At 67.6% G+C, this 25,540-nt stretch carries 25 protein-coding genes, 2 tRNA genes and 1 pseudogene; 15 read left to right on the forward strand and 13 right to left on the reverse strand.

Translation table 11 applies throughout. The annotated features are described in order from the left end of the window. Window positions 1-24 precede the first annotated feature (24 nt). Entirely contained in the window at window positions 25-1,914 is a 1,890-nt protein-coding gene (locus B3Z70_RS04120; RefSeq protein ID WP_349679876.1) for a recombinase family protein, read from the reverse strand. Here B3Z70_RS04120 and B3Z70_RS04125 point away from each other — a divergent pair. Beyond that, window positions 1,879-2,757: pseudogene (locus B3Z70_RS04125) on the forward strand (PA0069 family radical SAM protein); the annotation flags it as partial. The gene B3Z70_RS04120 and the pseudogene B3Z70_RS04125 overlap by 36 nt on opposite strands. Window positions 2,758-2,799: 42 nt before the next feature. Beyond that, entirely contained in the window at window positions 2,800-3,633 is an 834-nt protein-coding gene (locus tag B3Z70_RS04130) for an alpha/beta hydrolase family protein (protein ID WP_292019631.1), read from the forward strand. On the opposite strand, the gene B3Z70_RS04135 is transcribed toward B3Z70_RS04130, so the two are convergent. Both B3Z70_RS04135 and B3Z70_RS04140 read right to left on the reverse strand, forming a co-directional pair. After that, entirely contained in the window at window positions 3,630-4,037 is a 408-nt protein-coding gene (locus tag B3Z70_RS04135) for a hypothetical protein (protein ID WP_292019630.1), read from the reverse strand. The two genes, B3Z70_RS04130 and B3Z70_RS04135, sit on opposite strands and share 4 nt — an antisense overlap. Before the next feature lie 7 nt (window positions 4,038-4,044). After that, window positions 4,045-5,289, reverse strand: a complete 1,245-nt coding sequence (locus B3Z70_RS04140) for a class I SAM-dependent RNA methyltransferase (RefSeq protein ID WP_292019628.1) — start codon at window positions 5,287-5,289, stop codon at window positions 4,045-4,047. Between the two features lie 201 nt (window positions 5,290-5,490). On the opposite strand from B3Z70_RS04140, the gene B3Z70_RS04145 reads away from it, so the two are divergent. Continuing rightward, on the forward strand, window positions 5,491-6,156 hold the full coding sequence (locus B3Z70_RS04145) for a glycine zipper 2TM domain-containing protein (protein ID WP_292044743.1): 666 nt from the start codon (window positions 5,491-5,493) through the stop codon (window positions 6,154-6,156). Between the two features lie 102 nt (window positions 6,157-6,258). Here B3Z70_RS04145 and B3Z70_RS04150 read toward each other — a convergent pair whose 3' ends face one another. The 5 genes from B3Z70_RS04150 to B3Z70_RS04170 form a co-directional block, all read right to left on the reverse strand. Continuing rightward, a complete protein-coding gene (locus B3Z70_RS04150; protein ID WP_292044744.1) occupies window positions 6,259-6,990 on the reverse strand; it encodes a TlyA family RNA methyltransferase in 732 nt (243 codons plus the stop codon). After that, window positions 6,987-9,719 (reverse strand): valine--tRNA ligase, encoded by a 2,733-nt coding sequence (locus B3Z70_RS04155; protein WP_292044745.1) that lies wholly within the window; start codon window positions 9,717-9,719, stop codon window positions 6,987-6,989. The genes B3Z70_RS04150 and B3Z70_RS04155 overlap by 4 nt, the downstream gene beginning before the upstream one ends. 83 nt (window positions 9,720-9,802) lie before the next feature. Then, entirely contained in the window at window positions 9,803-10,402 is a 600-nt protein-coding gene (locus B3Z70_RS04160) for a DUF2497 domain-containing protein (RefSeq protein ID WP_292020527.1), read from the reverse strand. 173 nt (window positions 10,403-10,575) lie between these two features. Next, window positions 10,576-12,111 (reverse strand): TolC family outer membrane protein, encoded by a 1,536-nt coding sequence (locus B3Z70_RS04165; protein WP_292020529.1) that lies wholly within the window; start codon window positions 12,109-12,111, stop codon window positions 10,576-10,578. A gap of 137 nt (window positions 12,112-12,248) precedes the next feature. Continuing rightward, the gene (locus B3Z70_RS04170; RefSeq protein ID WP_292020531.1) at window positions 12,249-12,878 is read right to left on the reverse strand and encodes a protein-L-isoaspartate O-methyltransferase family protein; all 630 of its coding nucleotides are present in this window, start codon (window positions 12,876-12,878) and stop codon (window positions 12,249-12,251) included. A 135-nt stretch (window positions 12,879-13,013) separates the two neighbouring features. On the opposite strand from B3Z70_RS04170, the gene B3Z70_RS04175 reads away from it, so the two are divergent. Further along, a tRNA-Cys gene (locus tag B3Z70_RS04175) sits at window positions 13,014-13,087 on the forward strand. Window positions 13,088-13,133: 46 nt separating this feature from the next. Here the strand turns inward: B3Z70_RS04175 and B3Z70_RS04180 are convergent. Beyond that, window positions 13,134-13,958, reverse strand: coding sequence for a TrmH family RNA methyltransferase (locus tag B3Z70_RS04180; protein ID WP_292020534.1), 825 nt, complete (start codon window positions 13,956-13,958; stop codon window positions 13,134-13,136). Between the two features lie 49 nt (window positions 13,959-14,007). On the opposite strand from B3Z70_RS04180, the gene B3Z70_RS04185 reads away from it, so the two are divergent. The 7 genes from B3Z70_RS04185 (at window position 14,008) to mnhG (ending at window position 20,327) form a co-directional block, all read left to right on the forward strand. Continuing rightward, window positions 14,008-14,082, forward strand: a tRNA-Asn gene (locus B3Z70_RS04185). Between the two features lie 274 nt (window positions 14,083-14,356). Next, the gene (locus B3Z70_RS04190) at window positions 14,357-17,275 is read left to right on the forward strand and encodes a monovalent cation/H+ antiporter subunit A (RefSeq protein ID WP_292020536.1); all 2,919 of its coding nucleotides are present in this window, start codon (window positions 14,357-14,359) and stop codon (window positions 17,273-17,275) included. Continuing rightward, window positions 17,275-17,616 carry a Na+/H+ antiporter subunit C gene (locus B3Z70_RS04195; protein WP_349677228.1) on the forward strand — a complete coding sequence of 114 codons (342 nt, stop codon included), beginning with the start codon at window positions 17,275-17,277 and terminating at the stop codon, window positions 17,614-17,616. The genes B3Z70_RS04190 and B3Z70_RS04195 overlap by 1 nt, the downstream gene beginning before the upstream one ends. Beyond that, entirely contained in the window at window positions 17,613-19,208 is a 1,596-nt protein-coding gene (locus B3Z70_RS04200; protein ID WP_292020540.1) for a monovalent cation/H+ antiporter subunit D, read from the forward strand. Before B3Z70_RS04195 ends, B3Z70_RS04200 begins: the two co-directional genes overlap by 4 nt. Continuing rightward, complete coding sequence (locus B3Z70_RS04205; RefSeq protein ID WP_292020542.1) at window positions 19,205-19,693, forward strand: Na+/H+ antiporter subunit E; 489 nt, start codon at window positions 19,205-19,207, stop codon at window positions 19,691-19,693. The genes B3Z70_RS04200 and B3Z70_RS04205 overlap by 4 nt, the downstream gene beginning before the upstream one ends. Beyond that, on the forward strand, window positions 19,690-19,971 hold the full coding sequence (locus B3Z70_RS04210) for a K+/H+ antiporter subunit F (RefSeq protein ID WP_045810222.1): 282 nt from the start codon (window positions 19,690-19,692) through the stop codon (window positions 19,969-19,971). The genes B3Z70_RS04205 and B3Z70_RS04210 overlap by 4 nt, the downstream gene beginning before the upstream one ends. Next, the gene (mnhG, locus tag B3Z70_RS04215) at window positions 19,968-20,327 is read left to right on the forward strand and encodes a monovalent cation/H(+) antiporter subunit G (protein ID WP_292020544.1); all 360 of its coding nucleotides are present in this window, start codon (window positions 19,968-19,970) and stop codon (window positions 20,325-20,327) included. Before B3Z70_RS04210 ends, mnhG begins: the two co-directional genes overlap by 4 nt. A 67-nt stretch (window positions 20,328-20,394) precedes the next feature. On the opposite strand, the gene B3Z70_RS04220 is transcribed toward mnhG, so the two are convergent. After that, window positions 20,395-21,144 carry a hypothetical protein gene (locus B3Z70_RS04220; protein WP_292020546.1) on the reverse strand — a complete coding sequence of 250 codons (750 nt, stop codon included), beginning with the start codon at window positions 21,142-21,144 and terminating at the stop codon, window positions 20,395-20,397. A gap of 111 nt (window positions 21,145-21,255) precedes the next feature. On the opposite strand from B3Z70_RS04220, the gene B3Z70_RS04225 reads away from it, so the two are divergent. Together B3Z70_RS04225 and B3Z70_RS04230 are read left to right on the forward strand one after the other, a co-directional pair. After that, window positions 21,256-21,861 (forward strand): TIGR00730 family Rossman fold protein, encoded by a 606-nt coding sequence (locus tag B3Z70_RS04225; RefSeq protein ID WP_292044747.1) that lies wholly within the window; start codon window positions 21,256-21,258, stop codon window positions 21,859-21,861. 106 nt (window positions 21,862-21,967) lie between these two features. After that, window positions 21,968-22,261 (forward strand): CC_3452 family protein, encoded by a 294-nt coding sequence (locus B3Z70_RS04230; protein WP_292023584.1) that lies wholly within the window; start codon window positions 21,968-21,970, stop codon window positions 22,259-22,261. Between the two features lie 22 nt (window positions 22,262-22,283). On the opposite strand, the gene gltX is transcribed toward B3Z70_RS04230, so the two are convergent. After that, the gene (gltX, locus tag B3Z70_RS04235) at window positions 22,284-23,618 is read right to left on the reverse strand and encodes a glutamate--tRNA ligase (protein WP_292023586.1); all 1,335 of its coding nucleotides are present in this window, start codon (window positions 23,616-23,618) and stop codon (window positions 22,284-22,286) included. A 104-nt stretch (window positions 23,619-23,722) separates the two neighbouring features. Here gltX and B3Z70_RS04240 point away from each other — a divergent pair, with 104 nt between their 5' ends. Together B3Z70_RS04240 and B3Z70_RS04245 are read left to right on the forward strand one after the other, a co-directional pair. Further along, on the forward strand, window positions 23,723-23,986 hold the full coding sequence (locus B3Z70_RS04240) for a type II toxin-antitoxin system VapB family antitoxin (protein WP_292023589.1): 264 nt from the start codon (window positions 23,723-23,725) through the stop codon (window positions 23,984-23,986). Then, window positions 23,983-24,375 carry a type II toxin-antitoxin system VapC family toxin gene (locus B3Z70_RS04245; protein WP_292023591.1) on the forward strand — a complete coding sequence of 131 codons (393 nt, stop codon included), beginning with the start codon at window positions 23,983-23,985 and terminating at the stop codon, window positions 24,373-24,375. Before B3Z70_RS04240 ends, B3Z70_RS04245 begins: the two co-directional genes overlap by 4 nt. 12 nt (window positions 24,376-24,387) lie before the next feature. On the opposite strand, the gene dksA is transcribed toward B3Z70_RS04245, so the two are convergent. Then, window positions 24,388-24,822 carry an RNA polymerase-binding protein DksA gene (dksA, locus tag B3Z70_RS04250; RefSeq protein ID WP_292023594.1) on the reverse strand — a complete coding sequence of 145 codons (435 nt, stop codon included), beginning with the start codon at window positions 24,820-24,822 and terminating at the stop codon, window positions 24,388-24,390. Between the two features lie 180 nt (window positions 24,823-25,002). Further along, complete coding sequence (locus tag B3Z70_RS04255) at window positions 25,003-25,434, reverse strand: flagellar assembly protein FliX (RefSeq protein ID WP_292044749.1); 432 nt, start codon at window positions 25,432-25,434, stop codon at window positions 25,003-25,005. Window positions 25,435-25,540 lie beyond the last annotated feature (106 nt).

The following is a 25,540-nucleotide window of genomic DNA, read 5'->3' on the forward strand; positions in this document are numbered from 1 at the left end:
GAATGAGGGGTCCCTTTTAGGTGCCTAGGCCCCTCCTTGGGATCGGAGTGCATCGTGGGCCGTTTTCCGGCGTAGATGGGTCCCGACGGCAGCGACCAGGTCTTGGTCCGCGTCATCCTCGAACGCCCCTTCGCGCGGCTCCCCGCCCGACAGTTCTGTCATCGCGTCGATGACGTCGGTCAGCAGCCGCGCGGTCTGCGCCGCCTGGCCCTCGTCCGGTGCCACGCCCCGCGAGGCCAGGACCGCCATGTCGACGCGGCCGATGATCGACCCGTCGTGCCTAATCCGGCAGAAGAAGCCGGTGGGCAGCATCAGCAGCGTCTCGCGCTCGCCGGCCTTCACCTCGCACACCAGCCGGACACCCAAGCCTTGCATGGCCCGCTGGATGCGAAGACGCGCCGCCTGGCGGGTCGGTTCATCTTCGTCCTGGAGCCCGTCGCGAAGATCGCGGACCCGCGCCAGGTGCTCTTCCGGTGTGACCGCGCCACGCGCCGCCGCCAGTTGTTCAGCGACCTCGTCCCGCTGCGTTTCCAGCGCGGTGATCTCCTTCCGCACGCCCAACAGTTCTTCGACGACGGCGGGGTCGTCCTCGACCAGCGCCAGCACCTTCGCTAGGCGCCGGGCTTTTTCGCCCTGATCGGCGAGCGCCTTCTCGATCGAGGCCAGCGAGCGCGCCAGGGTGCCGGTCTCGTCGACCTTGGCGAAGTGCTGGTCATCCAGCGCTAGGTGAAGAATTTCGTCCAGGACAGCGCTTTCCAGCGGCCCATAGGCGAACGACGCCTTCTGGCTGCAATCGCCCGAGCGAGCAGCGTGGTTGCAGCGGAGGTAGCGCCGCTCGCCGCTGGTCAAGCGCAGGTGCATACGGTTGTCGCACTCGCCGCACCGGACCAGGCCAGCGAAGAGGTTCGCAACGTTCCCGGTATGACGCCCGCCGAGGCGCGGCCCGGTCTTACGAGCCTGGACGGCCGCCCGCGCACGGGCCACCAGATCGGCGTCGACGATGCGCGGGTAATAACCGACCAGCTTCTCCGTGAACTTCGTCCGCTTGGACTTCGACGTGTTCGAGAAGCCGGGCTGATAATCGCCCTCGACCGCTGGCTGAGCCAGCATCAGACGGATGCTGGCGATCTCCCAGGTGCGCGGCTTGCCGTCGGCTCGCGGCAGACCCCACGCCACCTCGCCGCGTTCGTTCAGAGTCTTAGCGATCCACCGCGCCCCTTTCCCATCCGCCGCCATCTCGTAAACTTCGCGGACGATGCCGGCGCGATAGTCATCCACTTCAAAGCCGCTGCGATCCGGCAGCACCTTCAGCCAGCCAGGCGCCTTGGCGGTGATGACCGTGCCCTTCTCTTTGGCCTTCGCCATCTTCTTGGTCAGGGCATCCAGGACGCGCTCGGATTTTTGCTGGGACTCTTTGAACGCGAGGTTCCCCCGGAGCATGGCTTCGATCTCGGGCATCAGATCGCCCGTCAGCGACGTCGCGTCGTAAACGCGCCCGCCGTCGACAACGGCGATACGCAGCCCCAAGCCGCAGAGTTCGCGCATCCACGGCACCATGACGTGGTGACCTTGCCGCGAGAGGCGATCCAGCTTCTCGACCACCAGGACGGCCGGCATGGCGACCTCGCCGGCTCGGACCCTGTTAGCGAACTTGCCCAGATTGCCTTCTGTTAGGTGGGCGCCTTTCCAGGCCGACTGGCCCAGGTCTTCAATCACCTCGCGGATCGGCCAGCCCTGGCGGAGGCAGAACGCCAGGATGTCCTGGGTCTGGCGCTCCTTACTGTGGCCCTTCTCCTGCTTTGGGTCGCTGAAGCGGATATAAGGGATAGCGTCCATGTCGGCCTCGAATTCGTCGATCTTGGCTGTGTAACAGGCAAACATTGCTGCATCTACTGTTACGCCCGTCCGTCCCATGCCTGGATGGGCCTATCCCCGGGCCTGGATTTCGAGAGCCGCATCTTCTTCAAGCCCCAGGCCGCACGTCTGCTGGAACAGGCCTTCCTCGCACCCCGATACCGATGCAAGCGCATCCACATAGGCGGCAACACCGACCCCTATCAGCCGGTCGAGCGTGATCTGGGATCGACCCGTTCGATCCTGGAGGTCATGCGGCGGTTCAACCATCCGTTCAGCATCATCACCAAGTCGGTTCTGATCGGACGCGACGCCGACATTCTGGGGCCGATGGGCAAGGCGGGCCTGGCCTCGGCCTTCGTCTCCATCACCACCCTGGATCGCGGACTGGCCCGCGCGATGGAGCCGCGCGCCTCCACCCCCGCCAAACGGCTGGAGGCCATTTCCCGACTGGCGGAGGCGGGCTGTCCGGTCGGCGTGGGGTTCGCCCCGGTCATTCCAGGCCTGAACGACCACGAACTGGAGTCGATTCTGGAAGCCGCGGCCAAGGCTGGGGCGACGCGGGCCATGTATGTGACGCTGCGCCTGCCGTTGGAGATCAAGGATCTGTTCCGCGAATGGCTGGCCGACGCCCGCCCGGACCGGGCCGCGCGGGTCATGTCGCTTATCCGCCAGACCCGGGGCGGCAAGGATTACGACGCCGACTGGTCCCAGCGGATGAAGGGCACGGGCCCGGTCGCCGAGCTGATCGGCGCGCGGTTCAAGGCGGCGGTCAAACGCTACGGTCTGGACACGCCTCACCGTTTGCTGGACGAGACGCAGTTCCGCGTGCCCCCCGACGCCCGGCCGCAGATGGATCTGTTCGACCTGCCCCAGACCGCCGCCGAAATCAGGATTGCCTGACAGCCACGCTTGAGGTTAGCGTCCCTCGTCCTGGGGAATGTCATGATCCAACGTCTATCGGCGCTCGTCGGCCTGGCCGCGCTTCTTTCCGGCTGCGTCGCCGTGGACGTGCCGGAAGGCGAGTTCTTCTATCCCGACGCGCGGGTGAGGGCCGAAAAGATGGTCCTGACGCCCGGCCCCGCCGTGGCGGGCGGCGAGCCCCTGTCCCTGCCCTATTCCGGCGGCGCGGTCGCCGCGACGCGGGTCAGGACGGGCCGAGCGGATGCGCCCTTGATCCTGTACTGCGGCGGCAACCTGTTTCGGCGCGGCGTCAATGGGGCGGCGGTCGCGCGCGAACTGGCGCCGTTCGGCGATGTGCTGATGTTCGACTATCCCGGATCGGGCGACACGCCGGGCCACGCCGATTTCGCCAGCTATCGCGCCGCCGGAGAGGTCATCGCCGCCAGCGCCCGCGCCCAGGCCGATGCGGAGGGGCGCCGGCTGATCGCCTGGGGCCACTCTTTGGGCGGTCCTGTGTGCGCCGAGGCCGCACGCCTCATTCGCGCCGACGCGGTGGTGCTGGAGGCCACGACGCCGACGGCCCGCGCGGCGGTGGACCAGATGCTGGGGCTGTGGCGGCCCCTGATCCGCGTCCAGATGGCCGACGCCCTGGCGACCGTCGACGTGCCGGCCATGCTGGACGGCTATCCGGGGCGTGTCGTGGTGCTGGAGGCCGGGCGCGACCAGACCCTGCCGCCCGCGCTCAGCCGCATTCTGGCCAAGGCTCTGGAGACGCGCGGCGTGGACGTTCGGCGCCTGGTCTTCCCCCGCGCCGACCACGGCGACATTCCCGACCAGCCCGACTTCGCCGCTCGCGTCGGGGCCGCCCTGAATTAGTCGTCTGCGGCCGACGGGTCGATGGCGCGGGTCACCAGATCGCGCCAGGTCGGATCGCTGTCGTCGACCAGATCGACATCCTCCATCAGGGCCACCGCGCCCTCCCCGTCCGGCAGGATCAGACCCAGGACCTCCATCTCCTCGCCGTCGGCGCCCAGATGGCTTTCGGCCTGGACCGCGACGGCCGCCTGTTCGCCGTCCTCGTCCCACCAGATCACCGGCTGCGGCAGGTCCATGACGATGGGACGCGGATCGTCGGTGTCGGCCAGCGCGAAGATGGCGCGCCGCGCCTGCACGTCGTCCAGCGTCGCGACCGCCCCGGTGAACGGCTTCAGCCGGCTCCAGTCGTCGGCGTCGAAACCGCCGCCGTCTTCCTCTCCAAGGTCGTCGGTCATCTGGGTCATGATCGTCCTATCGTCTGAAAACGCCGACCAGTTCGACATGGGCGGACCACAGGAACTGGTCGATCGGCGTGACCGTCTCCAGCCGGAACCCGGCGTCGAGCAGGACGCGGGCGTCGCGCGCAAAGGTCTGGGGATTGCACGACACCCCCACGACGACGGCGGCCTTGGTCGTGGCGATCTGCGCCGTCTGTTCGATGGCCCCGGCGCGGGGCGGGTCGAAAACGATGGCGTCGCACCCCTTCAGGTCATAGGGCGTCATCGGGCGGCGAAACAGATCGCGCGCCTCGGCTGTGATCGCCTTCATGCCCCTGGCCGAACCGACGGCGGATTTCAGGGCGTCGATGCCGGGCTTCGACGCATCGGCGGCGACGACCGGGGCGACCGTCGCCAGGGGGAAGGTGAAGGTTCCCGCGCCGCAGAACAGGTCCGCGACCTTCCTGGCGCCCTTTACGGCCGCGACCGCGCGCGATGTCATGGCCAGTTCGGCCGGGGGCGCCGCCTGCAGGAAGCCGCCGGCCGGCAAAGCGACCGTCGCCGGTCCGAAGGCCACCATCGGCTGGCGCGCCATCACCAGGGTTTCGCCCGCCAGGCTCAGTCGCGCCAGGTCGGCCCGGTGCGCGGCCTGAACCGCCTGGGCGCGCGCGTCGGCGGACAGTCCGCCGCGCGATCGCCGCTCCACCCCCGTCACATCGACGTCCAGCCCCGCCAGGGTCCAGGTGACGTGCAGCGTCGGGGCGGATTTGGGATGTTCAAAGAGGGCCGCCGCCACCTGCGCCAGGGCGGGAATGGCCTGAACGATGCGGGCGTCCGCCACCGGGCAGGCGGTGACCTCGACCAGACGCCAGGACCGCCGCGCCTTGAACCCCAGCACGACGCGGCCGTCCGCATCGCGACGAGCGTGCAGGGCCACGCGACGACGGCTGCCCGGCGGCGTGGCGATGGTCGCCTCGATCTCCGTCTCGATCCGTTCGCGCGTCAGCGCCAGACGGACTTGATCGCGCTTCCAGTCCAGATAGGGCTGTTCGGCCCAGTGCTGCAGCGAACAGCCGCCGCAGTCGCCGTACTGGGGCGAGACCGGCGCGATCCGATCCGGGCTGGGGGTGACGATCTCGACGCCTTCCAACCGGCCGTCCACGACCTGGCCGCGCACCGTCTCACCGGGCAGCGTCAGGCTGGCGAACACCGGCCCCGCTGGCGTGCGGGCGACGCCGTCGCCCTGGCCGCCGACGCGGTCGATCGTGAAAGTCTCCATCGCCGCGCTTCTAGCCGCCGCCGAAAGACCGCTCAAGTCGCGGCGGGACGGACGTCCGGCCACTCGCCTGAAAGATGAACGAAGATGAACGGAGCACTCAAATGCCGTTCAGCTTCGCTGTCTTAAATCGGACTGCAACGAGACACGAGGCTTGCCGTTAACCGTTGACGGAAATCGTTCGGTCCTCGGAAGGGTTGAAAAATGCGTCTCTCCAAGTCTTCGCTCGCCGCCGCAGCCGCCGTGGCGCTCGGCGTCACCGCCGCCCCGATGGCGGCTTCGGCTCAGAACTATTACGGATACGGCTACAGCCAGAACTACGGCACGGGCGGTTATGCGCCGTCCTACAACTATGGTCGCGGATACCCGTCCTACGACCCCTGCTCGCGTGAGCGTCAGGGCCGCACCGGCGCGGGCGCCGTGATCGGCGGCGGCGCGGGCGCCGTCATCGGGTCGCAGCTGGCCGCGCGCGGTCGTCGCACCGAGGGCAGCATCCTGGGCGGCGTGCTCGGCGCCGTGGTCGGCTCTCAGGTCGGCCGCTCCAGCTCCGACGCCTGCCGCAGCTATCAGAGCAGCTATGGCTCCAGCGGTTATTACAACCAGGGCTACAGCCAGCCGACCTACGGCTACTACGACAACCGCTATACCGGCGATCAGGGCTATCGTTACGACGACTACGACCGTCGTTCCGACTACGCCTATGACGGCGGCGGCTACTACGACGAGCGCTCTCGCCCGGTCGACTCCTACCGCAATTCCGACGGTTGCCGCCTAGCCGAAAGCCAGATTCGTCTGCCCGATGGTCGCACGGACACGCGCTACGTCCGCACCTGCCCCGACCAGTACGGCCGCTATCGCGTCGTCGATTAATTTTCAGCCCCCCTGTCGATCGACGATGTGACGGGAGCCGCCGGAGGATCAGTCCTCCGGCGGTTTCTCTTTGTCGGAAGGGCGCGTTTGACGACGGTCGCCTCAGCCGCGCGTGGCCCAGAGCAGGAATTCGGTATTGCCGTCACCGCCCGTGATCGGGCTGTCGGTCACGGCCTGAACCGCCCAGCCCAGATCTTCCAGCCAATCACGAACGCGCTGCACGGCGGCGGCGTGAGCGGCCGGATCCTTGACCACGCCCTTCTTGCCGACCGACTTGGGACCATCGCCCTCGAACTGGGGTTTGACCAGGGTGATCAGGTCCGCGCCCGGCGAGGCCAGGACCAAGGCGGCTGGCAAAACCTTCGACAGGCTGATGAAGCTGGCGTCGCAGACGATCAGCGACGGCGGCAAGGGAATCCGTTCGGGCGTCAGGTCGCGCGCGTCGGTCCGCTCCAGGTTCACGACGCGGGGGTCGGCGGCGACCTCTGGATGAAGCTGGCCCGATCCGACATCGACCGCGAACACCCGCGCCGCACCACGATCCAGGCAGACCTCGGTGAAGCCGCCGGTGGAGGCGCCCACATCCAGCACCGTGCGCCCCTCGACCGCCACCGACCACAGGGTCAGGGCATGATCCAGCTTCAAGGCGCCCCGACCCACCCAGCGGTGGGCCGGTTCGGCCTGGATTTCGGCGTCCTCGGCGACCTGTTCGGATGGCTTGGCGACCAGGCGGCCATCCGCCCTGACCCGCCCGGCCTCGATGGCGGCGCGGGCGCGGGCGCGGGTGTCGAACAGCCCTCGCGAGACCAGCAACTGGTCTATGCGGGACTTCACCCGATCTCGCTGAGACGCGCCAAGGCCGCCTGCAGCTTGACCTTGCCTGCCTCGGCCTCGGCCAGTTTGGCGCGCTGTTCCTCCACCACGTCCGGCGCGGCGCGCGAAACGAAGTTGGGATTGCCCAGCTTCTTGTTCACATGGCCGATGTCGCTGTCGAAGACGGCGATCTCCTTCTCCAGACGCGACCGTTCGGCGGTCAGGTCGATGACGCCAGCCAGCGACAGGGCGACGGTCGAACCACCGGACACGAAGGTCACGGCGCCGGTCGGCGCCGCGTCCGCCGAACCGACCTCGGACACCCGCCCCAGGGTCAGGATCAGGTCGCGGTGACGGGCGATCCGCTCGGCCGTGACAGCATCGGGCGCGACGAAGGCCAGCGGCGGCTTGGCCGAAGGCGGCACGTTCATTTCGGCGCGCAGCCCCCGGATTTCACCGACCAGATCGACCAGCCAGCCGATCTCGGCCTCTGCCGAGGCGTCGATGAAGGCGTCCGGCAGGACCGGCCATTCGGCGCCGATCAGCAGGGTCTCGCGCGCCGGACCTTCCTTGCCCAGTTCGGCCCACAGTTCCTCGGTGATGAAGGGCATGACCGGGTGCAGCAGCTTCAGCGTCTGATCCAGGGTCCAGGCCGTCATGGCGCGCGTTTCGACCTTGGCGATCTCGTCCGATCCCTGGAACACCGGCTTGGCCAGTTCCAGATACCAGTCGCAGAAGACGTTCCAGACGAAGCGGTAAAGCGCCCCCGCAGCATCGTCGAAGCGCCCACCCTCGATGGCGTCCGACACGGCGCGTTCGGCCTTGGTCAGTTCGCCGCGAATCCAGCGGTTGATCGTCTGCTCGACGGTGGGGGGATCGAAGCCCTCGACGCGACGCGCCTCGTTCATCTGGCTGAAGCGCGCGGCGTTCCATAGCTTGGTGCCGAAGTTGCGATAACCCTCGATCCGCTGCTTCGACAACTTGATGTCGCGCGTGCCCGACAGGATGGCCATGGTGAAGCGCAAGGGATCGGCGCCCAGCTCGTCGATGATGCCCAGCGGGTCGATGACGTTGCCCTTGGACTTCGACATCTTCTGGCCCTTCTCGTCGCGGACCAGACCATTGATGATGACGCGCTTGAACGGAACCTCGCCGTCCATGAAATGCAGGCCCATCATCATCATCCGAGCGACCCAGAAGAAGATGATGTCCGCCGCCGTGACCAGGTCGCTGGTCGGATAGAACCGCTCCAGATCCTCGGTCTTCTCGGGCCAGCCCATGGTCGAGAACGGCCACAGGGCCGAGGAGAACCAGGTATCCAGAACGTCCTCGTCCTGGGTCAGGGCGACCTCGGAATCATAGTCCGCCATCGCCTGTTCGCGCGCGTCCTCTTCCGTTTCGGCGACATAGATTTCGCCGTTCGGACCATACCAGGCCGGGATGCGGTGCCCCCACCACAGCTGGCGCGAAATGCACCATGGCTCGATGTTGCGCAGCCATTCGAAATAGATCTTCTCGTAGGACTTCGGCTCGAACACCGTGTCGCCCTGCTCCACCGCCTTCAGCGCGGGCTGGGCCAGGACCTTGGCGTCGACGTACCATTGGTCCGTCAGCCACGGCTCGATGACCACGCCGGAGCGGTCGCCGTGCGGAACGACGTGTTTGGTCTTCTCGATCTCGCGCAGCCAGCCCTCTTCCTCGGCGCGGGCGACGATGGCCTTGCGCGCGGCGAAGCGGTCTTGCCCCACATAGTCCGAGGGCACGTCCGGCGTGTCGATGTCGGTGATACGGCCAAAGGCGTCCAGAATATTCAGCGACGGCAGACCCGCGCGCTTGCCCACGCCGAAGTCGTTGAAATCATGCGCCGGCGTGATCTTCACCGCGCCCGAACCCTTGGTCGGATCGGCGTAGTCGTCGGCGACGATGGGGATGCGACGGCCGACGATGGGCAGGGTCACGAACTTGCCGACCAGACCGGCATAGCGTTCGTCGTCCGGGTGAACCGCCACGCCGGTGTCGCCCAGCATGGTTTCCGGCCGGGTCGTGGCGACGACGATGAAGTCGCGCGTCTCCCATTCCGTCGCCTTGCCGTCCTCGTCGAAGGCGACGGGGTGTTCATAGGTCACGCCGTCGGCCAGCGGATAGGCGAAGTGCCAATAGGCGCCGTCAACTTCGCGCTGCTCGACCTCCAGGTCGGAAATGGCGGTCTGGAAATGCGGATCCCAGTTCACCAGCCGCTTGTCGCGATAGATCAGGCCTTCCTTGTGCAGTTGCACGAAGACCTTGCGCACGGCGGCGTTCAGCCCCTCGTCCAGGGTGAAGCGTTCGCGAGACCAGTCGCAAGACGCGCCGAGACGGCGCAGCTGGCGCACGATGGTCCCGCCGCTTTCAGCCTTCCACTCCCAGATCTTCTCGATGAAGGCGTCACGGCCCATATCGCGGCGGCCGATGTTGCCGCCCGCCGCCAGTTGGCGCTCCACCACCATCTGGGTGGCGATGCCGGCGTGGTCCGTGCCGGGCAGCCACAGCACCGCCTTGCCCTTCATCCGGTGATAGCGGGCCAGGATGTCCTGCAGCGTGTTGTTCAGCGCATGGCCGATGTGCAGGCTGCCGGTCACGTTCGGCGGCGGAATGACGATCGAATAGGCGCCCGCCGCGCCTTCCGTGCGGGGCGCGAACAGGCCGCTCTCTTCCCACTGGGCGTACAGGCGGGGCTCGGCGGCCTGGGGTTCGAAGGTCTTCTCAAGCATGGGAGTCTGGTCTTTTGCAGAATGCGAAAGGGCGGCCCCTTCTCGGAGCCGCCCCTCGGATTAGTCTGGGCTGAGGCGAAGGGCTAGGCGCTGCGCGCGATGCGTTCGACTTCCTTGCGTACCTGGGCCTCAACGATGGCCGGCAGATTGGCGTCCAGCCAGTCCTTCAGCAGGGGGCGAAGCATTTCGGCGACCATGGCCTCCACCGTATTGCCGCTGACGAAGGGCAGATCGCCGGTCGAGGCGGCGGGCGCGGGTTCCGGCTTCTTGAAGCTGGCGGCCAGGCCGGCGAAGGCCGAGGCGGCGCTGGCGGCGGCGCTGTCGCCGACCAGGGTGTCGTGGGGTTGGTCTCGGGCCGGCGGGGCGGCGGGCGGCTCGGCCGCCTGATAGGTTTCCGCCGGCGTCACATCCAGGTCGCCGATGGTCTCGACCGGCGCGGCGTCGTAACGGTCGGTCAGCTCCAGCACGTCGTCCTCGACGGCGGGGGCCGGTTCGGGCTCGAAAGGAGCGGCGAAGACGGTCTCGGCCGCGACGGGCTGGGGCGCGGGTTCAGGCTGGGCCTCGATTTCAGGCGCTGCTGCGGCGGCAGGCGTCTCGGCCGGGGCCTCGTCTTCGGAGATGATCCGGCGAATCGACGCCAGGATCTCTTCCATGGTCGGTTCCTGGGCGGACTGATCGGTCATGGCGCAACCTTGGGCGTGGCCTGGGAAGAAACTGGCTCACGGAACGATCCGCGCGCCGCGAACGGGACGACGCCAGACGACGGATCGTCTGGAATCTATGTGTTGTCGTCGCATCTTCGCCCGCTGGAATCAACGGGCGCGTTCGCAGCGGCCGGATCCTGGTCCGCTGGGGATCAGTTCCGGGGCGCGGTGCGTACGGTCTCGCCCTTCAGCTGGGTGTCGATGGGCGCGTCGGGGGCGTCCACGGCCCCGACGATGGGCGGCGAGGCCACGCGGTCCAGAGTCTCGATCACGCCGTCCCACGGCAGACCACCGCGCCCCTTGACCTGATCGTAGTTGATCTTGGGGTCGTAGGTCTCGACGGTGGGGTTCAGCGCCGGTCCCTCCAGCTGGCCCATGGCGGCCAGCAGCGAGGCGCGGGCCACATATTCGGCCGCGCGGGCGTTGGCGACGGCGGTCTGGGAGGCCCGCAGCGTCACTTCCTGGTTCAGCACATCCAGCGTCGTGCGCAGGCCGACCTGGGCCTCCTGGCGCACGCCCTCTGCGGCGACGGAGGCGGCGCGCACAGCCTCGGTTCCCGCCGTCACATTGGCGCGGGTCGACAGAACCTGGGCGTAGGCCGAGCTGACGTTCTGAAGCACGGTGCGGCGTTCGCCCTCGATGGCCATCTGGGCGGCGTTGGCGCGCTCCAGCGCCTGGGCCACGCGGGACTGGTTCAGTCCCCCGGTGAACAGGGGCACCGACAGGGTGGCGCCGGCGGTGAAGCTGCGGCGGTCGGCCAGCTGGCCCAGGTCGCCCAGATCGTTGGACGATCCGCCATAGGAGGCGGTGGCGCGCAGCGACGGCATATATTCCGAGCGGGCGGCGGCGACGGCGGCCTCGGCCCCCTGCAGCTGATAGGTGGCGGCCAGGACGCCCGGATTGCGCTGCAGCGCCGTCTCCATGGCGACGTCGAAGTCGGTCGGCACGGCCGGCAGGGTCGGTGCGGCCTCCAGATCGGTTGGCGACTGGCCGACCACGGCGGCGTAGGCGGCGCGCGAGGTGGCCAGCTGGGCCTGGGCGTTGGCCAGATCGGCCTCGGACTGGGCCTGGGACGCTTCGGCCTGGGCGACGTCGGTGCGGGTGATCTCTCCCACTTCGAAGCGGGCGCTGGTCTCTTCCAGCTGGCGTTGCAGGACGCTGAGGTTCTCCTGGCGGATGCGCAGGATCTCCATGTCGCGGGTCACGTTCACATAGGCCTGAATGACCGACAGCATGATCGACTGTTCGATCTGGCGCAGGTTCTCACGGCCGGCCAGCACGCCGGCCTGCGCCTGGTCGATGGCGCGAGCGGTGCGGCCGCCGGTCCACAGGCTCTGGCTGAGGCTGACGCCCAGATTGGCGCCCTGGGTCTCGGACGAGCTGGTCGAGATCTGGGTGTCCGGCACGCCGTCCCCATTGGTATCGACGAACTGGGTCACGGCGGGAAAGTCGCTGCGCGTATAGTCCACGCCGGCCGAGGCGCTGAGCGTAGGGCGAAGGCCCGACCGCGCCTGCACCACCGATTCGTCCAGCGCCCGCTGGGTGGCGCGCTGGGCCAGAAGATTGGGATTGGTGCGATAGGCCAGGGCGATGGCGTCCTGAAGCGTCTCGGCCCAGGCCGGCGCGCCCAGGCCGGTCATCACGGCGACCACTGCGGCCGAAGCCAGCACACGCGAGCGTTTCAACATTGTCCGTCCTTGCCCGACGCCCCGAAAGAACGCCCGAATGTTTTCTCAAGCGTAACTGCGGCCTGACTGAACCACACGCCAGTTAAGTTTTCTTCACGGTTGCGGTCGCGCGATCCGTCGCACAGCCGATCATGTTTCTACAGCGCGAAGGTAGGCGCCGGCGTCAACTCGGCAAGGACCGCCGGCGACGAATCGAACAGTTCGCGCCGCGACAGCCCCTCGGGCGTCTTGACGAACAGGGCCGCCTTGCCGATGGCGCCACGACGTTCGACCACCACGAGCCGTCCGCCGGGCCGCAGGGCCGCGCCCCACGAATCGGGCAGGGCCTGAACACCGCCCTCCGATACGATCAGATCCCAGTTCTCGCCGGTCGGCTGCGAAAGCGGCTGCACCACGGTCGCGACGCCTTCGGCGGCCAGGGCCTCGCCGACCACGCCGAACACGGCCTCGTCCGATTCCTGGGCCGTGACGGCCAGACCCATGCGGGCCAAAAGGGCTGCGGCATAAGGGGCGGCGATGGCCAGGGCCTTCTCGCCTTCGCGCGCATCGGCGGCCTGCAACAGCTTGGCCACGTCGCGGGCCGGCATCAGGCGGCGATCCCCGGCGATGGCCAAGGCCTCTTCGGAATAGGCGGCGAAGGCGCGGTCGGGCGCACAGAACTGCTCACGCGGCACGGCCATCATGGCCAGGTGAATCGCGCGATCCGTCACGTCGTTCACCCGCACCTGCGAGTCGACCATAGCCTTGCGCTCGGCGGTGAAATCCATCTGTAGGCAGCCTTCAACGATAATCCGGGAGGAAAACTCGCGCGCTTATAGGTCCGTGCGTTGCAGCGGACAATCCGATCTGATAGCGAACGCCCCTCGCGATGACCGCCCCCCGAGAAATCGGGGACAAAAAGCGGCCTGATGGCGGAGTGGTGACGCAGAGGACTGCAAATCCTTGCACCCGGGTTCGATTCCCGGTCAGGCCTCCATCGCGATAGTCGAACGAAGGCCGCCCCTCGGGGCGGCCTTTTCGTTTCAGGGTTCCAAGGCCGTCGTCGTCAGATGATGCAGGGCCACCGCGCTGGTGGCGGCGACGTTCAGCGAATCGAACCCGCCCGCCATGGCGATGCCGATGGGGCGGCAACGGGCGATCACCCCCTGGGGCAGCCCCGGCCCTTCCGATCCCAGCACCACCGCGACCGGCCCCTTGCGGCGATAGTCCGCCAGACGCTCGCCCGCCGAAGGGGTCAAGGCCAGCACCTCCACGCCGGCCCGGGTCAGGGCGCCAAGGATGTCGGACGATTCGGCGACCGCGAACGGGGTGCGCAGGACCGCCCCGACCGACACCCGGATGGCCTTGCGATAGAAGGGATCGCAGCAGGTCGAATCCAGCAGCACGGCCCTGGCCCCGAAGGCGGCGGCGTTCCGGAACAGGCCGCCCATATTGTCGTGATTGCCGATGCCGCTGGCGACGACGAAGACATCGTCCGTCGCCACATCCGACAACAGGTCCGGCAACGGCGGAGGCGCAGGCTTTTCGCCCAGGGCCAGAATGCCCCGGTGCAGTTCGAAGCCGGCGATCCGGTCCAGCACAGCCTGGCGCGCGACATAGACCGGCGCATCCGCCGGCAGCGCCTGGATCACGTCGTCCAGAGCCGCCACGCGCTTTTCCGCCAGCAACAGCGACAGGGGCCGGCACCGCGATGCGGCGGACGCCAGACCGCGCACCACCACCTCCCCTTCCGCGATGAACAGGCCCTGACGTCCCGTCAGATCGCGCTCGCGAATGTCGCGATAGGCGGCGACGCGTGGGTCCTCGGGATCCTCGATAATTATCGGCTCGATGGTTCGATTTCCCATTGCAAGATCGGAACACCCGCTGCTATAGGCCCGCCTCCCGAGCAGATGTTCCGCAGTAGCTCAGTGGTAGAGCAGCCGACTGTTAATCGGCTGGTCGTAGGTTCGAATCCTACCTGCGGAGCCACTCTGGTGTAAAGGTCGACAGGTTTTTATGCCTCGACCTGAAAATCTTCCAGTCGCTTGAGTATTCGGCTCTTCCTTTGTGAAGGCGGTCAAACCCATGCCGCCCATTGATTCGCGAAGGCGGGTTCGACGCGGATCGACCTTCCGGGACCCGCCAGCGCCGCGCCGTGGTGTCGCTTTGACGCCCCGCTTTCCAGTCCGTAGGTGAGAACCTTGGCGAACCTTAAGCGTTCGCCCAAGCCACCCGCGATCCTTCGGAGAGACGCGCCGCCTCTATGTCCATCAGCTTCCTCCTCGTCATCATCCTGGTCCTGCCCTTCATCGGCGCGGTCGCGGCGGCCGGTCTGCCGCGCCACGCCCGCACGGCCGCCGCCATCCTGTCGTGGATCGTGGCCCTGGTCAGCCTGGGATGTCTGGCGGCGCTGTGGCCGATGTTCCAGGACGGCGAGACGCTGAAGTTCGAGATTCCCTGGCTGCCGTCGCTGGGGGTCAATCTGGTGCTGCGGCTGGACGGCCTGTCCTGGCTGTTCAGCGCCCTGATCCTGGGCATCGGCGCCTTGGTGGTGCTGTATGCCCGCTATTATATGTCGCCGAAGGATCCGGTGCCGCGCTTCTTCTCCTTCCTGCTGGCCTTCATGGGCGCGATGCAGGGGGTGGTGCTTTCGGGCAATCTGATCCAGCTGGTGGTCTTCTGGGAGCTGACCAGCCTCTTCTCCTTCCTTTTGATCGGCTATTGGCACCAGAACCCGGCGGCGCGCGAGGGCTCCCGCATGGCCCTGACGGTCACCGCGACGGGGGGAATCGCCCTGCTGGTCGGCATGATCCTGATCGGGCGGATCGTCGGCAGCTACGATCTGGATGTCGTCCTGGCCTCGCGAGAGGCGATCCAGGCCAGTCCGCTCTATCTGCCCGCGTTGTCGCTGCTGCTGGCGGGCGCCATGACCAAGAGCGCGCAGTTTCCATTCCACTTCTGGCTGCCGCGCGCCATGGCCGCGCCCACGCCGGTCAGCGCCTATCTGCATTCCGCGACCATGGTGAAGGCGGGCGTCTTCCTGCTCATCCGATTCTGGCCGGTCTTTGCGGGGACCGAGAGCTGGTATCTGATCGTCGGCGGCATGGGCTTGGCGACCCTGTTGCTGGGCGCCTGGTGCGCCATCTTCCAGCATGATCTGAAGGGGTTGCTGGCCTATTCGACCATCAGCCATCTGGGGCTGATCGTTTTGCTGCTGGGGCTGGGCAGTCCGCTGGGCTGTATCGCCGCCATCTTCCACACGGTGAACCACGCCACCTTCAAGGCGTCCCTGTTCATGGCCGCCGGCATCATCGACCACGAAGCCGGCACCCGCGACATGAGGAAGCTGAGCGGCCTGTTCCGCTTCATGCCCTTCACCGCGACCCTGGCCATGGTGGCGGCGGCGGCCATGGCGGGCGTGCCCCTGCTGAACGGCTTCCTGTCCAAAGAGATGTTCCTGGCCGAGGCGGTGGCCAGCGTGAACACACACGGCCTGAACCTGGTTCTGCCCGCCCTGGCGACCCTGGCCAGCGCCTTCAGCGTGCTGTATTCGCTGCGCTTTATCCACACGACCTTCTTCGGCCCTCCGCCGACCGAACTAGACCGCGTCCCGCATGAACCGCCGGCGTGGATGCGGCGGCCGGTCGAGGTGCTGGTGGCCCTGTGCCTGGTCGTCGGCATCTTCCCGGCCGTGACCGTGGGGCCGTTCCTGAAGAGCGCGGCGGTCTCGGTGCTGGGCTTCGACCTGCCCTATTACAGCCTGGCCCTGTGGCACGGGTTCAACCTGCCGCTAGTCTTGAGCCTGATCGCCCTGGGCGGCGGGGTGGCCCTGTATGTGGCGTTCGGCCGACGCATCAACGCCAATCCGCGCGGCGGGCCGTGGGGATGGAAACGGCTGAACGGCGGCTGGCTGTTCGAACGCAGCATGACGGGCCTGTTCAAGGGCTCCGAGGCCATGGTCCGCCTGTTCGGGGCCACGCGCCAGCAGCCGCAGTTGCGCGCCATCGTTCTGGTCGCCCTGGTGGCGGGTGGTCTGTCCGCGATCGGCGCGGGGCTGATCATCACGCCGATCATGCCCACGCCGACCCTGGCGAACTGGGCCTTTGCGGGCCTGTGGGCGGTGGGCGCCAGCTGCGCGGTCGCGGCGGCCTGGCAGGCGAAATACCACAGGCTGGCGGCCGTCGTTCTGATGGGCGGGGCGGGTCTGGCCAGCTGCCTGTCCTTCGTCTGGCTGTCGGCGCCGGACCTGGCCGTGACCCAGTTGCTGGTCGAGGTGGTGACCACCGTCCTGCTGCTGCTGGGCCTGCGCTGGCTGCCGAAACGGCTAGAGACCATCCGCCTGCCCCAAGCCATGGAGAAGCGGTCTCGCCGCCGTCGCCGCATCGACCTGATCATTGCCGCCGCCGTCGGCACGGCCCTGGCCGCCATCGCCTATGCCGTCATGACGCGGCCGTCGGTGGAGGGGATTTCGCGCTTCTTCGTCGAACACGCCTACAAGGATGCGGGTGGGCGCAACATCGTCAACGTGATCCTGGTCGACTTCCGCGCCTTCGACACCTTCGGCGAGATCACGGTGCTGGGCATCGTCGGCCTGACCGTTTTCGCCCTGCTGCGGCGGTTCCGTCCCGCCGACGACACCCTGTCCGGCCCCAGCCAGCAACGGGTGCAGAACGCCTCCGACCGCGATCACGAGACCCGGTCTGAGGGCGACACATTGAAGGAAACCATGCTGATCCCGCGCGTGGTGATGCGTTGGATTTTCCCCTTCATCATCCTGCTGGCGGTCCACCTGTTCCTGCGCGGGCATGATCTGCCGGGCGGCGGGTTCGCGGCGGGCGTGGCCCTGTCGATCGCCTTCGTGCTGCAATATATGGCCTCCGGCGCGCGCTGGGTGGAGGAGCGGCTGGCGATCCGGCCCATCGTCTGGATCGGCGCGGGCCTGGTGATCGCCGCGCTCAGCGGCGTCGGGTCGTGGCTGTTCGGCTATCCGTTCCTGACCTCCTGGTTCCAGTACGCCGACCTGCCGGTTCTAGGCCGCGTGCCGCTGGCCAGCGCGGTGCTGTTCGACCTAGGCGTGGTCGTTCTGGTGGTCGGCGCCACCGTCCTGACCCTGGTCGCCCTGGCGCACCAGTCGCTGCGCAAACCCAAGCAAAGAGACGCCGAGGAGGGAGAGCCGTCATGATGGAACTGGTTCTCGCCCTGGCCATCGGCGTGCTGGCCGGATCGGGCGTCTGGCTGCTGCTGCGGCCCCGCACCTTCCAGGTCATCATGGGGCTGTCGCTGCTGTCCTATGCGGTCAACATCTTCATCTTCGCCATGGGACGGTTGAAGTCCGGCGCCCCGCCGGTGCTGGCGGGCGAGGTCTCCGACCCTGCGCGCTACACCGACCCGACGCCCCAGGCGCTGGTCCTGACGGCCATCGTCATCAGTTTCGCCCTGACGGCCCTGTTCCTGGTGGTCATCCTGGCGGCGCGCGGCATCACCGGCAGCGACCATGTCGACGGCAAGGAGCCCGACGCATGATCGACTGGACCGCCCATCTGATCATCGGCCCCATCGTCCTGCCGATGATCATCGCCTCGGCCATGCTGCTGATCGACGAACGCCGCCGGACGCTGAAGGCGGTGCTCAGCCTCGCCGCCATGGCGGCCATACTGGTCATGGCCCTGGTCCTGCTGCACGAGAGCGCCAACGGCGCCGTGGGCGGCGGCGACACCGCGCGGGTCTATCGCCTGGGGTCGTGGGCCGCGCCCTATGGCATCGTCCTGGTCGCCGACCGTCTGTCGACGATGATGGTGGCCCTGACCAGCGTTCTGGGCGGGTGCGCCCTGATCTTCGCCCTGGCGCGGTGGGACCGGGCAGGGCCGCGTTTCCACGCCCTGTTTCTGCTGCTGATCATGGGGGTGAACGGCGCCCTGCTGACCGGCGACCTGTTCAATCTGTTCGTCTTCTTCGAGGTGATGCTGGCCGCGTCGTATGGCCTGGCCCTGCATGGCTCGGGCGAGGCCAGGGTGCGGGCGGGGGTGATCTATATCGCGGTCAACCTGACCGCCTCCCTGCTGTTCCTGATCGGGGTCAGCCTGATCTATGGGGTGACCGGCACGCTGAACATGGCCGATCTGGCGCTGCGCGTGCCGGCTGTCGCGGCGGGCGACCTGGGCCTGTTCCACATCGGGGCGGCGGTGCTGGGCACGGCCTTCCTGATCAAATGCGCCATGTGGCCCCTGGGCTTCTGGCTGACCTCGACCTATTCGGCGGCCAGCGCGCCGTCGGCGGCGGTCTTCGCCATCCTGTCCAAGGTCGGGGTCTATGTGATCATCCGCCTCAGTCTGCTGCTGTTCGGCGCGGGCGCCGGCGCATCTGCCGGGTTCGGCCTGACCTGGTTGATGGTCGGCGGCCTGGCGACCATCGCGTTCGGCACCTTCGGCCTGATCGCCTCGCGCGATCTGTCGCGCGCCGCAGGGTTCGGGGTGATGATCTCGTCCGGGACCGTGCTGGCGATCCTGGGCGTCGGGGATGTGGCGGCGCTCAGCGGCGCGCTCTTCTATCTGATCGGCTCGACCCTGGCCTGTGCGGCCCTGTTCCTGCTGGCCGAGATTCTTCAGCGCGGGCGCGAGGCCGATGTGGGCGAGGCCCGCGCCGTTTTCGACGACGAATATCGCGATCCGTTCGACGACGAGGAACGCAACGAGCCCGGTCTGGTCATTCCGGCGGCCGTCGCGGCCCTGGGCGGGGCCTTCCTGATCTGCACCCTGATGGTGGCGGGATTGCCGCCCCTGGCCGGCTTCGTCGGCAAGCTGTCGATGATCGACGCCCTGGTCAGGGTCGGGGGGCCGGCGCAATGGACGCTGACGGCGGTGCTGTCCGTCTCCAGCCTGGGCGCCCTGATCGGCCTGACGCGCCTAGGCGTCGGCGCCATCTGGACCCGCGACGAGGATGCGCCGGCGCCGGTGGTGGGCGCGGCGGAACTGACGGCCGTCGCCGGCCTGCTGGGGGCCTGCGTCCTGCTTGCCGTCTTCGCGGGATCGGCTCTGATCTATACCGACCATACCGCCGCCTGGCTGGCCGAACCGCAGGGCTATATCCACGCCGTCCTGGGCGGAGGCGCCCGATGAGACGCATCCTGCCCTACCCTATCCTGTCGCTTGGCCTGTTTGTCGCCTCGATCCTGCTCAGCGCCTCGGTCGCGCCGCCGTCCCTGTTGCTGGCGCTGCTGCTGGCCCTGCTGGCGCCGATCATCATGCTGGCGCTGGGCGTGGATCGTGTGCGGCTGAAATCGCCCCGCGCCATGATGCGCCTGGCCGTCGATGTCGTCGGCGACGTGGTGCGTTCCAACTGGGCGGTGTCGCAGATCATCCTGGGTCGTCGGCGGCATGAGCGCACGTCCGGCTTCATTCACATTCCGCTGGATTTACGCGACCGATACGGCCTGGCGGTTCTGGCCATCATCATCACCTCGACGCCCGGCACCCTGTGGGTTGAGTATGAAGCCGCGACCGGCCGCCTGCTGCTGCACGTGCTGGACCTGGTGGACGAGGAGACCTGGGTTCGGCTGATCAAGGACCGCTACGAGCGCCGGCTGATGGAGATCTTCGAATGACGGCGGCGGTGCTGACCTGGGGCCTGGGTCTGGCCCAGCTGATGCTGATCTGCGCCATGGGCCTGGCGGCGTGGCGCATCATCCATGGTCCGCGCGCCCAGGATCGCGTTCTGGGCATGGACACCCTCTATCTGAACGGCATGCTGCTGGTCGTGGTGTTCGGCATTCGCACCAACAGCCAACTCTATTTCGAGGCCGCCCTGGTGATCGGAATGCTGGGGTTCGCCGCCACCGTCGCCCTGGCCAAGTTCCTGATGCGCGGCGAGGTGATCGAATGATCCAGGCTGACGTTCCCGCGTGGCTCGCCTTCGTCGTCGTCGGTCTGGCGCTCGCCGGCTCGACCCTGTCGCTGCTGGGCGCGGTCGGTCTGACGCGGTTGAAGACCTTTTACGAGCGGGTCCACGCCCCCACCCTGGGCGCGACGCTGGGCATGGCGTTGATCCTGCTGGCGTCCATCGTCTGGTTCACGACGGTGGAGCGGCGGTTCATGCCGCGCGAGATTCTGATCGGCCTGTTCCTGACGGTGACGACGCCGGTGACATTGATCCTGCTGGCGCGCGCCGCCCTGTTCCGCGACCGCACCGAGAAGGCCGAGGCAGACAAAAAGAAGCCCGACAGGGGGCTGCCGGGCTGAAGCTAGGTTCGGTGATGGCGTCCCTGAGGACGAGCCACATTGGTTAACCGAATTGGTTTCCCAAACCTTAACGACCCGCGGGATCCGGCAGCCAGGCGCTCTGATGGCCGCCCGGCGCCACGGGCCAGACGATGCGCCATCCCTGACCCGCGCGGGCGATGGAGAGGCCGCTGCCCCCCGCGTCGCCGGGATAGTCGAAGCTCTGCCCATCAACGGTGATCGTGGCGCCGCCGGCGCGGCCGACCATGGCCTTCCACTGACCACGCGCGGTCGGAGCGACGCTGGCCGCCACGCCCCCGATCGTGACGACCGGCGCCTTGGGCCCGGCCGCGCCCGAAACGACGAGGGTCGAGCCGTCCGAATCGACCGCGTTCAGCACGCCGGACCCGTCCAACCTGACGGTCGGCTGACCGGCGGCGATAAGGGCGACAGGCCCTGCCCCGCCCTGGATCACCACCAGCGTCTCGGGCGAGATGGCGGCGTCCTCGCCCACCTGAACCTCAGGCGTCAGGCGCACGTCGCCATGCAGCGGCGGCAGTCTCAGTTCGAAACGGCCCGCCGCATCGGCGTTGACGGCCACCGCCGCCACGTCCGGCGCCCGCAGCACCACGCGGGCGTTGGGGTCGGCCGCGCCGCGCACGATCAGCACCGCGCCGTCGCGCATCACGCCGTCGATCATCGGCGGCCGCACCCAGGGCGAGGCCTTCTCCGCCCCGGCCGGCCCGGCCACCCCGCCATCGCTGCGAGAACAGGCGCACAGCGTCAGTCCTGACGCCGCAAGGGCCGCGACGATCGTTACGCTGATCCGACGTTTCATCCTTGGCCTCGACGATATAGGACTGGCGACCCAGCGGCTCGCGCTGGTGTTAGCGCGAGCGCCGCCGGTTTGGCCATGGGCCAGACCGGCATTCGTTTTGTTCGAGGCCCCATGTCCCTGCCCCCCGTTTCGTTCCTGCCCTTCGACGGCTCTTCCGTCTGCCTCTTCTGCGGCGCCTCCGAGACCGCCGATCCCGCCTATACCGAGGCGGCCTACGCCTTCGGCCGCGCCACGGCCCAGGCGGGCTGGCGGCTGGTCTATGGCGGCGGCGGCGTCGGTCTGATGGGCGCGTCGGCGCGCGGCGCGCACGAGGCGGGCGGCCGGGTCGTCGGCATCATGCCGGCCTTCCTGCGCAGCCGCGAACGCCTGTTCGACGAGGTCGAGACCGTCGTCGTCACCTCGATGCACGAGCGCAAACAGCTGATGTACGATCAATCCGACGCCTTCGTCGTGGCGCCCGGCGGCATCGGCACGCTGGAAGAGGTGGTCGAACTGCTGTCGTGGAAGCGACTGGACCTGCACCACAAGCCGGTGGTCTTCCTGAACCTGAACGGCTTCTGGGACGGCTTCTTCGCCCTGATGCGCCACAGCGTGGACGAGGGCATGACCCCGCCGTCCTTCCTGGAGGCCTGGACCGTCGCCGATACGGTCGAAGAGGCGATGAGGCTGATCCAGTCGCCGGACGCCGCGCAGCCGCAGAAACATGATCGTCGGTAAGTGATCGCCGCTTACATTCGCGTCTCTACGTATTGACAGTTTTTATCCGAAACTGACATTGGGGGCGCAGCGGCACGACGCCGTTCTTCTTATCGGAGAGTTTCTCATGCGCGCCCTGCTTATCGCCGCCGCCCTTTTCGCCGCCGCTCCGGCCATGGCCCAGGCCCCGGCCGCCACCAGCCTGACCCTGGCCGATGCGGCCAAGGCCCCTGCACGCGCCACCATCATCGACGGCGCGCGCTGGTCCTGCGAAGGCGCGACCTGCACCGCCTCGGGCGGCACGGAACAGCCCGCGACGCGCGCCTGCCGCCGCGTGGTTCAGAAGTTCGGCCCCGTGACCGCCTTCTCCTACAAGGGCGTCGCCCTCGGCGCCGACGAACTGGCCGTCTGCAACGCCTGACGCCGGGACGGCTTGAGGCGGCTCAGGCCGCCTCGCCTCTCAGGCGCCGCTGGATGGTATCGCGGCCGATCAGCGGCGCCAGGGCCGCCATGTCCGGCCCATGCGCCTGTCCCGTCAGCGCCAGACGCAGCGGCATGAACAGCGCCTTGCCCTTGGCGCACGTCGCCGTCTTCACCGCATTTGTCCAGGTCGACCACGCCGTCTCGTCGATCACGTCCGGCAGCAGACCAGCGGCCGCGTCGATGAAGCCCGCATCCTCGATGACCGGCTGGATAGGCCCCTGGACGATCTTGGCCATTTCAACGACATCGCCGAACTTATTCAGATTGCCGCGCACCACGGACCAGAAGGTCTCGCCAAGGTCCGCGCCCAGCGCCTGCAGCCGAGGCTTGGCCGTGTCGTAGTCCATGACGTGCAGCGCCTGGGCGTTCAGCCGGTCCAGATCCGCCGTGTCGTAGCGCGCCGGGGAACGTCCCATCTTGGAGAAGGCGAAGCCCGCGCCCAGCGCCTCGATGGAGGCGCCGACCTCCAGCGGATCGGACGTGCCGATCCGACCCAGGTGGCTGGTGATGGCGATGGGTTCATAGCCCTGGTCGCGCATGTCGCTGATCGACAGCGAGCCCAGACGCTTGGACAGGGCCGCGCCATCCGCGCCGACCAGCAGCGGCATATGGGCGAAGCCGGGGACCGCCGCGCCGAGCGCCTCGAAAATCTCGATCTGGGCGCCGGTGTTGGTGACGTGGTCTTCGCCCCGGATGATGTGCGTGATAGCCATGTCGATGTCGTCCACGACGGACGGCAGGGTGTAGAGGAACAGACCGTCCTCGCGGATCAGCACCGGATCGGACATGGAGGCAGTGTCCACCTCGGCATGACCGCGCGCCAGGTCCTCCCAGGACACGCGCTTGCCTTCCAGCTTGAAACGCCAGTGCGGACGACGGCCCTCGGCCTCGTAGGCGGCCTTCTGTTCGTCGGTCAGGTCCAGGGCGGCGCGGTCGTAGATCGGCGGAAGGCCGCGCGACAGCTGCACCTTGCGGCGACGATCCAGTTCGTCGGCCGTCTCATAGGCGGGATACAGCCGGCCCGAAGCCTTCAACCGTTCCGCCGCCTCCTCGTATCGGTCGAACCGCTTGGACTGGTTGTGACGCTCGTCCCAGAGCATTCCCAACCAGGTCAGATCGTCCTCGATCCCCTGTTCGAACTCCGGCGTCGAGCGGGCCAGGTCGGTGTCGTCGATGCGCAGCACGAACAATCCGCCCTGCCCCTTGGCGAACAGCCAGTTCACCAGGGCGGTGCGGACATTGCCGACATGCAGCTTACCCGTGGGCGACGGGGCGAAACGAACCTTGACGGACATGGGAAGACGACCTTGAAAGCGAGGCGGCTAGGTCGCGCCGCAACCGGGCGAAGTCAAGGCGCGGGTTGGATTGCGGCCGTCGTCATGATAGATTCCGGCCAATCATGAACGCACCTGTGCAGATCAGAAAGCCAGAGGTAGCCGAGCGGCTACGTACTCTTGCGCGACGCGAAGGCCTGTCCATTACCGATTTGGTCGATCAGATGGCGCGTGATCGGGAAGCCAAGTCAAATACCGAAAAGCAGGCGGAAATCGACCGGAAGATCGCGGCGGCGGAAGCCATCGTTGCGCATTTTCAGTCACTTCCCATCGTGGGTCCGTTACTGACCGACGATGACTTCTATGATGAGGACGGCCTGCCCAAATGATCGTCGTCGATGCGTCGGCGTTGGTGGCCGTGCTTTTGGACGAGCCGGAGAAACGTCAGATACTGACTCTCCTGGCGACCGAGGAAGCGGCGATGTCACCCATAGGTTATTGGGAAGCGCACACTCGGATTCACGGCTTGCGTGGCAACGACGGAGCGACAGACCTCGACGCCCTGCTTGCGAACTTTGGAATACAGATCACGCCGATTACGGCCGCAACAGCGAAACTCGCCGTCCAAGCACAAATAGCTTTCGGCAAGCGAACGCCCGCCAAGCTCAATCTCGGCGACTGTTTCGCCTATGCCTTGGCCAAGGAAAGCGACGCCCCATTGCTGTTCAAGGGCGACGACTTCGGCCGAACCGATCTGACGCCCGCCCTGCCCGCCTGATCGAAACGCAGATCAGTCGTCGCGGTGAACGCGTTCGCGGCGCTCGTGGCGTTCCTGGGCCTCGACCGACAGGGTGGCGGTGGGGCGGGCTTCCAGACGACCCAGGCCGATGGGCTCGCCCGTGTCCTCGCAATAGCCGTAGGAGCCGTCCTCGATCCGGCGCAGGGCGTCGTCGATCTTGGAAATCAGCTTTCGCTGGCGATCACGGGTGCGCAACTCCAACGCGCGGTCGGATTCGGACGAGGCCCTGTCCACCAGATCGGGGTGGTTCTCGGTCTCGGCCTTCAGATTGACCACCGTGCCCTTGGACTCGCGAAGGATGTCGTCCTTCCAGTCCAGCAGCTTCTTCTTGAAATAGGCCTGCTGCCGTTCGTTCATGAACGGCTCGTCGTCGGACGGGCGGTATGGGCCGGATTCGTCGGTCACAACGGACGCCAAAGCGTTCATCGATCTCACGCTCTCTAACACGCCCCCCTGTGGCGCAGATGGCCGTATAGTCAGCCTGACGAGTCGCGGCAACGCGGTTCTCGATTCCGTGATGCAAATAAGGCGAACGACGAGGGCAGAGTGACAAATGTCACTCACCCACCAAGCTTAGCCGTTTGACATCTGTGGATTTTTTCGGCCTCAGCCGCGCGGACGGCGCATTTCCGCCTTGGCCAGTTCGACCGAGGCGCGCAGGTCGATCTGGTCCAGCACGGCGTTCAGGCCCGGATCGCCGTCATCGGCCCGCTCCTCGCGCAGGCTGCGCGCCAGTCGATCCAGCGAGGCCTCGTCCGCATCGCCGCTCAGAAGCGCCAGTTTCAGTTCGTCCAGACGGTCCAGCAGCCCGCCGCCCCGACGGATCGCGCGACGCCGACGCTCCAGCGGCCCCTCGATCCCTTGCAGCGCCATCAGGGCCGAGACGTCCGACACCCCGCCGGCGGCGGCGCTGGCCGTCGCGGCCGACGGCGCAGCGGCGGCGGCCGTCTGCCCCAGCGAGAAACCGCTGGTCGATCGCGTCGCGCGCGTGCTGGTCGGCGCGCTGACGCCGTTTGGCCCGACAACCTTCATGCCCATGCGCTCCGCATCATGGGACCATGGATGAGGCTCCGCGATGACTGTTTGGTTAACGCCCCGGCAAATCCTGCCGCATGGTCGTCGCTTCAAGATCGACCCTTGTTGA

The organism is Brevundimonas sp. UBA6550 (genome assembly GCF_002434505.1).
In the GTDB taxonomy this organism is placed as follows: domain Bacteria; phylum Pseudomonadota; class Alphaproteobacteria; order Caulobacterales; family Caulobacteraceae; genus Brevundimonas.

Excerpts from the sequence above, each read along its gene's own strand:
- B3Z70_RS04120 (WP_349679876.1), bottom strand. The coding sequence starts at position 1,914 with ATGGGACGGACGGGCGTAACAGTAGATGCAGCAATGTTTGCCTGTTAC.
- B3Z70_RS04130 (WP_292019631.1), top strand. The coding sequence starts at position 2,800 with ATGATCCAACGTCTATCGGCGCTCGTCGGCCTGGCCGCGCTTCTTTCC.
- B3Z70_RS04135 (WP_292019630.1), bottom strand. The coding sequence starts at position 4,037 with ATGACCCAGATGACCGACGACCTTGGAGAGGAAGACGGCGGCGGTTTC.
- B3Z70_RS04140 (WP_292019628.1), bottom strand. The coding sequence starts at position 5,289 with ATGGAGACTTTCACGATCGACCGCGTCGGCGGCCAGGGCGACGGCGTC.
- B3Z70_RS04145 (WP_292044743.1), top strand. The coding sequence starts at position 5,491 with ATGCGTCTCTCCAAGTCTTCGCTCGCCGCCGCAGCCGCCGTGGCGCTC.
- B3Z70_RS04155 (WP_292044745.1), bottom strand. The coding sequence starts at position 9,719 with ATGCTTGAGAAGACCTTCGAACCCCAGGCCGCCGAGCCCCGCCTGTAC.
- B3Z70_RS04160 (WP_292020527.1), bottom strand. The coding sequence starts at position 10,402 with ATGACCGATCAGTCCGCCCAGGAACCGACCATGGAAGAGATCCTGGCG.
- B3Z70_RS04165 (WP_292020529.1), bottom strand. The coding sequence starts at position 12,111 with ATGTTGAAACGCTCGCGTGTGCTGGCTTCGGCCGCAGTGGTCGCCGTG.
- B3Z70_RS04170 (WP_292020531.1), bottom strand. The coding sequence starts at position 12,878 with ATGGATTTCACCGCCGAGCGCAAGGCTATGGTCGACTCGCAGGTGCGG.
- B3Z70_RS04180 (WP_292020534.1), bottom strand. The coding sequence starts at position 13,958 with ATGGGAAATCGAACCATCGAGCCGATAATTATCGAGGATCCCGAGGAC.
- B3Z70_RS04190 (WP_292020536.1), top strand. The coding sequence starts at position 14,357 with ATGTCCATCAGCTTCCTCCTCGTCATCATCCTGGTCCTGCCCTTCATC.
- B3Z70_RS04195 (WP_349677228.1), top strand. The coding sequence starts at position 17,275 with ATGGAACTGGTTCTCGCCCTGGCCATCGGCGTGCTGGCCGGATCGGGC.
- B3Z70_RS04200 (WP_292020540.1), top strand. The coding sequence starts at position 17,613 with ATGATCGACTGGACCGCCCATCTGATCATCGGCCCCATCGTCCTGCCG.
- B3Z70_RS04205 (WP_292020542.1), top strand. The coding sequence starts at position 19,205 with ATGAGACGCATCCTGCCCTACCCTATCCTGTCGCTTGGCCTGTTTGTC.
- B3Z70_RS04210 (WP_045810222.1), top strand. The coding sequence starts at position 19,690 with ATGACGGCGGCGGTGCTGACCTGGGGCCTGGGTCTGGCCCAGCTGATG.
- mnhG (WP_292020544.1), top strand. The coding sequence starts at position 19,968 with ATGATCCAGGCTGACGTTCCCGCGTGGCTCGCCTTCGTCGTCGTCGGT.
- B3Z70_RS04220 (WP_292020546.1), bottom strand. The coding sequence starts at position 21,144 with ATGAAACGTCGGATCAGCGTAACGATCGTCGCGGCCCTTGCGGCGTCA.
- B3Z70_RS04225 (WP_292044747.1), top strand. The coding sequence starts at position 21,256 with ATGTCCCTGCCCCCCGTTTCGTTCCTGCCCTTCGACGGCTCTTCCGTC.
- B3Z70_RS04230 (WP_292023584.1), top strand. The coding sequence starts at position 21,968 with ATGCGCGCCCTGCTTATCGCCGCCGCCCTTTTCGCCGCCGCTCCGGCC.
- gltX (WP_292023586.1), bottom strand. The coding sequence starts at position 23,618 with ATGTCCGTCAAGGTTCGTTTCGCCCCGTCGCCCACGGGTAAGCTGCAT.
- B3Z70_RS04240 (WP_292023589.1), top strand. The coding sequence starts at position 23,723 with ATGAACGCACCTGTGCAGATCAGAAAGCCAGAGGTAGCCGAGCGGCTA.
- B3Z70_RS04245 (WP_292023591.1), top strand. The coding sequence starts at position 23,983 with ATGATCGTCGTCGATGCGTCGGCGTTGGTGGCCGTGCTTTTGGACGAG.
- dksA (WP_292023594.1), bottom strand. The coding sequence starts at position 24,822 with ATGAACGCTTTGGCGTCCGTTGTGACCGACGAATCCGGCCCATACCGC.
- B3Z70_RS04255 (WP_292044749.1), bottom strand. The coding sequence starts at position 25,434 with ATGGGCATGAAGGTTGTCGGGCCAAACGGCGTCAGCGCGCCGACCAGC.